An 8,518-nucleotide genomic window follows, 5' to 3' on the forward strand; every position below is an offset into this window, starting at 1 on the left:
TGCTCTTAATGTAAAGCAGGGATAAAGTAGAGTGCATTGGCGTAAACTTTCTCACTGCCTAGCCAGATATTTCTAAACAGCAAATTGTCTGCAAGTGCGACGACAGCGCCGTTATTGCGTGACTCAACAATAATTGCTGCACTGTTGCTAAAACTACTTTGATACTCTCGGGCTAAATAGCCACTTAATAAGGGTTGTGATGCATACTTGGCTGCCACGCTAAAGTCGCTATTGACTTGCGAAAACCCAGACACCTTATTTTTCAATACAGGTAATCTATCGCTACGTAAACCAAAATTGATAGGGTGGCTAGTATCGAGTTTAAGCTCCAAAATTGCACCGCCAATGGCTTGTTTTGCGCGGAATTGAGACTTTTCATCGAATGTGAGTCCTTCAGCATCAAACAATTGCTTATAAAAACGATCGCTACGTAAGTTAGTTTTGAGCAGGTTTGATCGACTTAGCCAATTGAGCGCACCTTTCTGCGCGATGACCACGCCGCCTTCGCTGGCAAATTGCCCGAGCTTCCGCGCAAAGCGCTCGTCTAATGTTTGGTAGCGTCCATCGGCCAGCAGCACATGGCTATAATCACTGAGCTTAATGGTTTCAAGTTGATTAATGTCGACCATAGTTGTGGCAACACCTAAAGTATTGTCGAGGTAATACCAAAGCTGCCCAACTTCAGATATTGAGGTGCCTTTACCGCTGATGATAAGCGGACGAATAGGCTTAATCAGTTTGAAATCGGGGCTACCAAGATCGATTCCTGCGCTTGCTGAGCTGGTATTCGTGGCGATAACCTCAACTTGCAATTGCTGACTAAGTTCTGCGACTCGTTTATTAATCTCACTCGATGAAAATTTATCCTGTTTGAGTGGAATTTGCAGGCTGCCAGCAGAAAAGTCGATGTTTTGACTATCTTGTTTGATGCTAAAAGGTTTGGCGGCAAACTTCACTAGCATGCCCTGTTCTAGTAGCTGTTGCAGCAGTAAAACGGCTTGGCTTTGACGCCAATCAACCAATAAAGCGACAGCTTTGTCATCTAATTTATTAGCGCTGAATATTGGCGCAGTTTGGCTTAGTACACTTAATTCGAGTTTAACGTTACGGCGTAAAGTTAAATCAAAAGCGTGTTGTAAGTTCCAGGTAGAGATATCATAAAAGGTCGGGTCGACAAACTCAGTTCTGTCATCAAACATGGCTTTTAAGAGCGATGACTGTGCTTGATTATTAGGGATAAAAATACTGCTGTTGACCTCAAAATCAACACCACCTTGAGATAGTGGGTTAGTAAGGTAATAATATTCAATTTGGTGTTGGTCGAGCAGTTGAGTCAGTACTTTTATCCGACCACTATCATGTTCGGTACTCATTAATAGCCCAGCTTGACGCGGCTTTTTCTTTATCGCCTTTTGATGTTTTTTATCAAAAAACTCGGCTTGATATTCCTCTAGATCAGATTTTAGTGCCAACGCGCCTTTTAGGCTTGAAATCGACGTTACGTATTGGTTGTCGATAGCTTCCTGCATAGTGACTAAACCATTTACCGAGTCTTGTTGTTGGCCGCGGGCACTTGCTTGTTCAAACAGCACGCCTATTGCGCCATTAATGTCGGGGTAGGTAGAGCCTTTGCCATAGAAAAAGTCATCGAATAGCTGTCGACTAAAATAAGACTGCTTTTGGGTGTCCAGTTCAGCTTGATGATATGCAGCTAACTTGGCAGTGAGTTTTTGGTTTGCAGCGGGCGTCAGTGGGTGCGTTCTATCGGGAACGCCGGGTTGGAAAAAGTAAGTGTTGTTATGGCCCATTTCATGAAAATCGCCAACATAATGGGGTTGCCAGCGGTGAAATAGCGCAACGCGACCTTGGGATTCTGGATGACGCAGAAATAGCCAGTCACGGTTAAGGTCGGCTAAGTAGTGGTTACTTCTGCCTGATGGCCAACCTTGTTTATGCTCTTTATGGTTGGGATCGCTAACCGCCACTTTACCTGCATAGCCATTAGCCCACGTTGAAAAGCGATCAAGTCCATCGGGGTTTTGGCTTGGAGTGATAAGTACGACGGCGTTATTCAGTAGATCGGTTACCCATTTCTCTTCACTGGTGGCGAGCATATGGCTAAGTTTTAATGCGCTGTGAGCGCCGCTAATTTCATCTCCATGAATTGAGTAAGCTAGCCAAATAATTAATGGCCCACCTTGTTTCGCGCCATATTTTACTTGTTGGCGCCGCGCTAAGATATCATCGAGTTTGGCTTGGTTTTCAACCGAGGTAATCACTGCGGTAAGCTGCTTTCTTACCTCATGGCTAACGCCTGTATCTTCGAGAGACACTCTCGGGTTTTGTTGAGCGATTTGCTGCAGGTAGTAATTGATTTGGTCGTGACGTAATAGGCGCTCGCCAAGTGGATAACCGAGAAACTCCTCAGGACTGGTCGTTGTAACACCATAGAGTGGATTATCGGTTAGACGCGTCTTCTTCGCTTCAGCAAAAAAGGCGGGTAACATCAAAAAAGCGCACAAAATAACAAGACCGATTCTTAACATGGAGTTTTTCGTTATATTTATAATATTGTTGTTAAATTAGCAGCTCGTAGACGACAAAACCACTCTAGGGGAAGATAAAAAACTGTGATCAGATTCGTGTTAATTCTTAATCTGTGAGCATTAGGGGCTACAAAGGAATGCAGAGTAAGAGTATTATAGGGCTAATTCTTACTAAAACACTCAGGTTTATCCCTGACGGAGCATGTTTTCATGATTACCATTTCCGAAGCAGCTCAGGCGCATTTTGTTAAATTGTTATCAGATCAGCCTGAAGGAACTCACATTCGAGTATTTGTTATCAGCCCTGGCACTGCGCAAGCTGAGTGTGGTGTATCTTATTGCCCACCAGATGCTGTTGAAGCTGACGACACTGAGCTAGAGTTTAATGGCTTTAATGCCATGGTTGACGAAAAGAGCGCTCCTTTCCTTGAAGAAGCGACAATCGACTTTGTAACTGACCAGTTAGGTTCACAACTAACATTGAAAGCACCTAACGCTAAAATGCGTAAAGTGTCTGACGATGCGTCACTACAAGAGCGCATTGAGTACGTTATCCAGTCTGAAATCAACCCACAACTTGCTAGCCACGGTGGCAACATCATGTTAGTTGAGATCACTGAAGACGGCATCGCTGTTCTGCAGTTTGGTGGTGGTTGTAACGGTTGTTCAATGGTTGATGTGACGCTGAAAGATGGTATCGAGAAGCAACTACTTGATATGTTCCCAAGCGAGCTAACTGGCGTTAAAGACGTGACTGAGCACCAGCACGGTGAGCACTCTTACCAGTAATACTCTTGTATTATGTGCTATAAAAAACGCGACGCTAAGCTTTAAGTTTAGGTCGCGTTTTTTTATGTCTGATTTTTATATTGGTAGCGCTGCTGTTAGCTTAGTGCTTGTCTTAGTCTAAACCAGTAATGCAGCGATAAAGACACACTGCGCGCTAACATAAAGCAGCTCATTGCCGCCCAAAGTGCATGGTTGCCTTGTGCCTGTAGTAAGTACCACACCGGAAAAAACACACCAAACGTCGATAAGATCATGCTATTACGCATGATGCTGCCTTTGGCGGCGCCAATATACACACCATCAAACAAGTAAGATCCAAAGGCCAATAACGGCAGGAACACCACCCACAACAAGTACTGCTCAGCAACGGCTTGCACCTCGGTTAAGCTGGTCAACATGCTGATGATGTTGGAACCTGCTAAGACAAAAAACAGCGTGAAGCCAAGAGCCGCGATCGCTGACCATGCCCAAGCTAAGGTGACAGACTCCTGCATTAAACGGCTATTTTTCTGCCCATAAGCTCGGCCTACCTCAGCTTCAGCGTAGTAGGCTATGCCGTCTAAGGCGTAGGAGATTAGCATTAATAAGTTGAGTAACACCGCATTGGCGGCCACGGTATTGTCGCCAAGGCCAGCACCGTAAAAAGTCATAAAGGCAAAAGACAGTTGTAAGCATAAACTACGGATAAAAATATCGGTGTTTAAGCTCATTAGCTTGCCGTAGCTCTGCAGTGATAGCTGCTTAGCCACTGTAAATAGTTTAAAGCCACCTAGTTTACTAAGCTGGCCTTTCACCATCGTCAGTGCGACTAAGAAACCTGAAATATCAGCAAATACAGAGGCTAATGCCGCGCCTTTAACGCCCCAGCCGAGTACCAGTACAAACAGTACGTCGAGAATAATATTGACTAAGTTCGCCACAATTAGCTGCCACATGGCGGCTTTAGGTTGCTGGCGGCCGAGTAACCAACCGAGCATCACTAAGTTCATTAGCGCAAATGGCGTAGACCAAATACGGACTTGAAAATATTCGCGGCAATAGCGCTCTACTTCTACGCTGGCATCAGACATCGCCATGGCTAAGTTTAGAATTGGATACTGCAGCGCAATGGCTGCGATACCAAACATTAATGCTAAACTTGCAGCTTGTACCAAAAGCTTAAATTGCTGTTGAGTATCATCCGCGCCGTAAGCCTGCGCGACTAATCCAGTGGTTGCCATGCGTAAAAAACCTAGCAACCACAAAATTAAGGTTATAATCGTTGACCCAACTGCCACGCCGCCTAAATAATAGGCGTTGCTAAGATGTCCAACAACGGCGGTATCGACTAAACCTAATAGCGGCACAGTGATGTTTGATAAGATCATCGGCAGCGCTAAGGCGAATAACTGTCGGTTTTTTTGTGGGTTTAACAATAAGGCAATCATTTTAGAGGTCTAATATATATGGTTAAAAACGTGTTGCTAGCGCTATTGGCGCTGACAGGTTTTTCGGCTCATGCGGCAGTGATCCTGCAGTATCATCATGTGTCCGATACAACGCCTGCGATCACCAGTGTGACGCCTGCGCAGTTTAAAGAGCAAATGCAGTACCTAGCGGAAAACAACTTTAATGTTGTGCCGCTTTCAACGGTTGTGGAGTCAATTAAGGCAAAACAGACACTGCCAGCAAAAACTATTGCGATTACTTTTGATGATGGATACCGCAGCATTGCAAATACGGCGCACCCTATTTTAAAGCAATATAAATTCCCCTACACCCTTTTTGTCTCAGTAGAGCCAATTCTTAAAGGCTATGGCGAAATGATGAGTTGGCAACAGCTAATTACTCTTTCAAATGAAGGGGCTGAAATTGCTAACCACAGCTGGAATCACGAGCACCTTATTCGTAAAGAAGGTAACGAAACTGAGGCGCAGTGGATAGCACGTATTGAAAACAATATTTTGCGCACAGAAGCTGAGATTGCTAGAGCGACAGGGCAAAACTTAAAGATGCTGGCTTACCCTTATGGTGAGTACAATCAGCAGGTTGAAGATATGCTATCTAAACATGGCTTTGTGGCATTTGGTCAGCAATCTGGTGCAGCTGGCCCATATTCACCATTAACTGCATTGCCACGTTTTCCTGTTGCCGGTGTGTATGCAGACCTTAATAGTTTAAAGGTAAAGCTACATAGTCTAAATATGCCGGTGATAGCGCAAACCAACAGTGATCCACAATTAGTACAGGGGCAATGGCGTCCAGAGATAAAAGTGACATTGGATATGAGCGACATTAATAAGTCGCAAGTGATGTGTTTCATTCAAGGACAGGGCGCTAAGAAGCCTAATTGGATTAGTGATAACCAATTTAGTATTCAAGCTGAGCTAGACCTACCTGCTGGCCGTTCACGTTATAACTGTACCGCACCAAGTAAAAGCAAAGGTAGTTATTACTGGTTTTCACAGCCGTGGGTTCGCCCCAAATCTAACGGTCAGTGGATTGCTGAATAATCTAGATTACTAAAATAAAAGCGCCTAATTAGGCGCTTTTTTTAGCTTGAATATTTGCCTATTAAGGCGTTTACATCATGGATCAGTTCGCTATTTCTAATCTGTGGTAATTGACCCGGTGAATGAGATTTCGGTTTAATAATCGCTACCTTTTCACCTTGTGGCGACACTAACGCAAACGACGCGCTATGGTCGACTTGATAGTCATCGCCGTCTCCAACCATGGCATAGACAAAACCCAAACTACGAGTGATTGGAAACAATTGCTTATGCTCGCCGGTTACCGCCATAAACTCTGGATTGAAGAACTTGATGTAATTGTTCAGGGTATCGATGTTATCTCTTTGTGGATCAACAGATAGAAAGATCACTTGTACATCTTCGACTTGGTTTAGCCCTGCATAAGCTGACGTTAACTTCCCCATAGTGGTTGGGCAAACGTCAGGACATGAGGTATAACCGATAAAAAACAGACTCCACTTCCCTTGTAAATCTGCATTGCTGAAGCTATTGCCGCGTTGATCTGTGAGTGAGAACGGGGCTAAGGGCAGTGGCGTTGGGTATTCGAAACTGGTTTGCAAGTTAATCGACTGAGGTTGGTTAAGCTGCACGCTAGCATAAGCTCCTGCTGCAATTAATATGATGGCTGCAATACCCAAAATGAGCTTCATATTTGACTCCCTTTCACTACAGTGGCTTCTCAGAGGTTTATGTTTCCATCGTTAAAGCCATAAACAGTATTTATAAATTATAGATTGGCTATACCCACAGATAGTGGTCAACTAACAAGGCGATAAATAGCAGCATTAAGTGATAGATAGAAAACTTAAATACATCCATCGCAAGCCCAGGGGTTTCATGGTATTTGAGCTGCCATGCTTTATAGATAAAGCCTGCACTGAGCAGGGTGGAACTGACAAGATAAACAGGGCCGCACATCCCCACTAATACTGGTAGCAAGCAGGCTATTGCCAGTAACACTGTGTATAGGAAAATACAGGTTTTAGTAAACTCGACACCGTGAGTTACAGGTAGCATGGGGATATCGACCTTGGCATATTCCGTTTTACGATGAATAGCCAGTGCCCAAAAGTGCGGAGGTGTCCAAGCGAAGATGATGATCACCAGTAGCAATGCATTGCTATGGAATTCACCCGTTACAGCAGTCCAACCTAGCAACGGTGGCATAGCTCCTGCCAAGCCGCCGACCACAATGTTTTGTGGTGTCGCACGTTTCAAATAAGCGGTATAGACCACGGCATAGCCAATTAAGCTGGCAAATGTTAGCCAGGCCGTGAGTGGATTGACGAGGGTGTATAGGAGCACGAAGCCTAAAATACCTAAACCAAACGAAAAGGTTAGCGCCTTAGCAATAGAGACTCTGCCTTTGGGTAAGGGTCTATTGTAAGTACGCGCCATTAAACCATCGATTCGGCGATCAATGAGGTGATTAAAGGCTGCCGCAGAACCTGCCATCATGCCGATCCCTGCCATGCCTGCAATTAATGGCGTAATCGGCACTGCGCCGGGAACCGCTAGACACATGCCGACTAACACCGTTAGCAGCATAAGTGCGACTACTTTAGGCTTGGTCATTTCATAATAGGCACGCCACTGAAACATAGGCGTTGATTGGCTGCGTGTGATTGCAATTTGTTTGGCCATATTCGGTACCTCACTGTACTCAGTAACAAAAAAGAAAGGCGTTATTTGTTGTCATTTATCGAGCCTTCCTATGCTTTGCGCCATAAGGCGTAATTGATAAAAACTAGGTTGAGCAGCAATAGCGCAGCACCAGCGTTATGGGAGACTGCAATTCCTAGCGGAAGGTTAAGCACGACATTGCTGACGCCGAGTGCAACCTGTAAAACGACCAAACCAACGAGTAACCATGCTGCATTGCGCATAATGTTTGAATTGGCATTGCGAATAAGTTTAAAAGCGAGATACAAGAGTATGGCGGCTGTGATTACTGCACCAACACGGTGGGCCACATGAATGGTCATTCTGGCTGGGTAATCTAATACGCCATATTCAAAGCTGGCGTGGTCGCCTTGAAATGGTGAAAAGGCTTTTGCAAAACTGAGGTTGTCGACCCAATTACCTTCACAAATTGGCAGTGTTGTACAGGCGAGGGCTGCATAATTCGATGACGTCCAGCCGCCTAATACAATCTGTAATAACAACACTCCGATGCAGATGGCCGCTAAACCTGCGAGTTTACGCGCAGCTGGATCGCCACCGGGGATCCTTAGGGGCTTACTGCGAAGGTAGAGCAGTAACAGCAGTGAAAATAGCGCGAAGCCACCAATTAGATGCGCCATGACTATGATTGGCATCAGTTTCATGGTGACGGTCCACATGCCTAATGCGGCTTGAAAGATAATCAAAGCAGCAATGAATATCGGCAGTTTCTTGGGAGCGTCAGCGGCTTTGAGGCTGAGTATTAAAATCAGTAAAACCAGCAACCCAAGTGCACCAGCTATATAGCGGTGGATCATTTCCAGCCAGGCTTTTTCGGTTTCAACCGTATGATCAGGAAACGCTTGCTGAACTTGATTTAGTTCATGGGTTTCAGTTGGCACCTTTAGCATGCCGTAACAACCTGGCCAGTCAGGGCAACCAAGGCCCGCGTCAGAGAGTCGTGTATAAGCTCCCATCATAATCACGCACAAAGTAAACACTAAAGTG

At 45.0% G+C, this 8,518-nt stretch carries 7 protein-coding genes; 2 read left to right on the forward strand and 5 right to left on the reverse strand.

Going from position 1 to position 8,518, the window contains the following annotated elements:
• Positions 1-5 precede the first annotated feature (5 nt).
• Positions 6-2,546, reverse strand: a complete 2,541-nt coding sequence (locus tag AB4298_RS02355) for a M14 family zinc carboxypeptidase (RefSeq protein ID WP_371985626.1) — start codon at positions 2,544-2,546, stop codon at positions 6-8.
• A gap of 210 nt (positions 2,547-2,756) precedes the next feature.
• On the opposite strand from AB4298_RS02355, the gene nfuA reads away from it, so the two are divergent.
• Positions 2,757-3,335, forward strand: a complete 579-nt coding sequence (gene nfuA, locus AB4298_RS02360; protein ID WP_220778295.1) for a Fe-S biogenesis protein NfuA — start codon at positions 2,757-2,759, stop codon at positions 3,333-3,335.
• 95 nt (positions 3,336-3,430) lie between these two features.
• Here nfuA and AB4298_RS02365 read toward each other — a convergent pair whose 3' ends face one another.
• Positions 3,431-4,762 carry an MATE family efflux transporter gene (locus tag AB4298_RS02365; protein ID WP_371985627.1) on the reverse strand — a complete coding sequence of 444 codons (1,332 nt, stop codon included), beginning with the start codon at positions 4,760-4,762 and terminating at the stop codon, positions 3,431-3,433.
• Positions 4,763-4,780: 18 nt separating this feature from the next.
• On the opposite strand from AB4298_RS02365, the gene AB4298_RS02370 reads away from it, so the two are divergent.
• Positions 4,781-5,827 carry a polysaccharide deacetylase family protein gene (locus tag AB4298_RS02370; RefSeq protein WP_371985628.1) on the forward strand — a complete coding sequence of 349 codons (1,047 nt, stop codon included), beginning with the start codon at positions 4,781-4,783 and terminating at the stop codon, positions 5,825-5,827.
• Positions 5,828-5,868: 41 nt separating this feature from the next.
• Here AB4298_RS02370 and AB4298_RS02375 read toward each other — a convergent pair whose 3' ends face one another.
• The 3 genes from AB4298_RS02375 to AB4298_RS02385 form a co-directional block, all read right to left on the reverse strand.
• Positions 5,869-6,498, reverse strand: coding sequence for an SCO family protein (locus AB4298_RS02375; RefSeq protein ID WP_371985629.1), 630 nt, complete (start codon positions 6,496-6,498; stop codon positions 5,869-5,871).
• An 88-nt stretch (positions 6,499-6,586) separates the two neighbouring features.
• Positions 6,587-7,492 (reverse strand): heme o synthase, encoded by a 906-nt coding sequence (gene cyoE, locus AB4298_RS02380; RefSeq protein ID WP_371985630.1) that lies wholly within the window; start codon positions 7,490-7,492, stop codon positions 6,587-6,589.
• A 68-nt stretch (positions 7,493-7,560) separates the two neighbouring features.
• On the reverse strand, positions 7,561-8,518 hold a 958-nt coding region (locus tag AB4298_RS02385; RefSeq protein ID WP_371985631.1), incomplete at its 5' end, for a COX15/CtaA family protein.

The sequence above is a fragment of the Shewanella sp. 10N.261.52.F9 genome, assembly GCF_041471165.1.
Lineage (GTDB): Bacteria > Pseudomonadota > Gammaproteobacteria > Enterobacterales > Shewanellaceae > Shewanella > Shewanella marinintestina.

What these genes read in the sequence shown, in the direction of transcription:
- AB4298_RS02355 (WP_371985626.1), bottom strand. Translation starts at nt 2,546, where the DNA reads ATGTTAAGAATCGGTCTTGTTATTTTGTGCGCTTTTTTGATGTTACCC.
- nfuA (WP_220778295.1), top strand. Translation starts at nt 2,757, where the DNA reads ATGATTACCATTTCCGAAGCAGCTCAGGCGCATTTTGTTAAATTGTTA.
- AB4298_RS02365 (WP_371985627.1), bottom strand. Translation starts at nt 4,762, where the DNA reads ATGATTGCCTTATTGTTAAACCCACAAAAAAACCGACAGTTATTCGCC.
- AB4298_RS02370 (WP_371985628.1), top strand. Translation starts at nt 4,781, where the DNA reads ATGGTTAAAAACGTGTTGCTAGCGCTATTGGCGCTGACAGGTTTTTCG.
- AB4298_RS02375 (WP_371985629.1), bottom strand. Translation starts at nt 6,498, where the DNA reads ATGAAGCTCATTTTGGGTATTGCAGCCATCATATTAATTGCAGCAGGA.
- cyoE (WP_371985630.1), bottom strand. Translation starts at nt 7,492, where the DNA reads ATGGCCAAACAAATTGCAATCACACGCAGCCAATCAACGCCTATGTTT.